The 1,017-nt window shown below is 45.1% G+C and carries 2 protein-coding genes and 1 tRNA gene; 2 read left to right on the top strand and 1 reads right to left on the bottom strand.

Annotation, left to right across the window (positions count from 1 at the left end):
* A partial coding sequence (locus A3751_RS21165; protein WP_304439072.1) for a CheR family methyltransferase occupies positions 1 to 298 on the top strand: 298 nt, incomplete at its 5' end.
* Between the two features lie 195 nt (positions 299 to 493).
* Positions 494 to 581 (top strand) — tRNA-Ser (locus tag A3751_RS21160).
* A 2-nt stretch (positions 582 to 583) separates the two neighbouring features.
* Here A3751_RS21160 and A3751_RS23295 read toward each other — a convergent pair.
* A partial coding sequence (locus A3751_RS23295) for a hypothetical protein (RefSeq protein WP_197466583.1) occupies positions 584 to 1,017 on the bottom strand: 434 nt, incomplete at its 5' end.

Below are 1,017 nucleotides of genomic sequence, written 5' to 3'. Positions count from 1 at the left end.
TGAAACCTCTTCTAACACTTGGGCCGTAAAACCTGCGATTAAGCGTTTGGTTCAATTCAAAGCTCTTAATCTGCAAGAAAGTTATATCGCACTTGGTGGCAAGCTAGACATGGCATTTTGTCGTAATGTCCTCATATATTTCTCTGCGGAGAATAAACAGAAGATTTTAGAAAAGATTCATTCGCAGTTGCGTCCGGGTGGGTACTTGATGCTCGGAGCCTCCGAGTCCATTGGTCCTGCTGGGGAGAAGTTTACGATGCAGCAGTACAAGGGCGGTATTGTCTACCAAGCTAAGTAAATACTTGGCTTGCTTTTCACTTTCTCCTCATATAAATTACGCCGCTCTTCAGCACTGGGTACACCTTTACTTCGTTCTTAACGTGTCGAGTAAAGAGAGGTGTTTGAGTGGGTCGTTTGTCTTGCTTTGCGTTGCCAAGAGCGATGTTTTGATAACGAAGCCACTCAATATGTTTAGACATATGCGCTGAAAAACGGTGAGGTGTCCGAGCGGTCGAAGGAGCACGCCTGGAAAGTGTGTGTACGGCAACGTACCGAGGGTTCGAATCCCTCTCTCACCGCCATTTTAAAAATGTTTCTCCAGCCAGGCTCGGCTGCCTGCGATGATTTGTTTCTCTTTGTGTAGCGCATTGTAGAACCGCATTAGTCTTCCTTTGAATTCCTTCTTAGAGTGCTTGTGAATCTCATTTTGATTATCAATCTGAGTGAGTAAGTCGTTTGCCAGCCTCTTCGCGTTCGTTTTATCGCCACATAAGAGTGTCAGTATCTTGATCATGCTTTTGGAAGCGCCGTCTGTCGAGAAGTATGCGTTTGGCTGTGCTATCTGACTGAATTCGGGGCGTGGTGTGGCAAATACTCGGCAGTTCTTTGTCTTGTTTGCGACGAGGTGTGTTGCTCGCTCTTTACTGATTGGTAGGATAAAGCGTTCTAGCGGGATGAAATGCGCTCCTTTTGGATCGAAATAATTGTAGTTTATTGCGTGTTTAAAAAGATCTAATA

It is taken from the genome of Oleiphilus sp. HI0080 (assembly GCF_001635135.1).
Note: the sequence above shows the minus strand (reverse complement) of the source record. Positions and strands in the feature narration are given on the sequence as shown.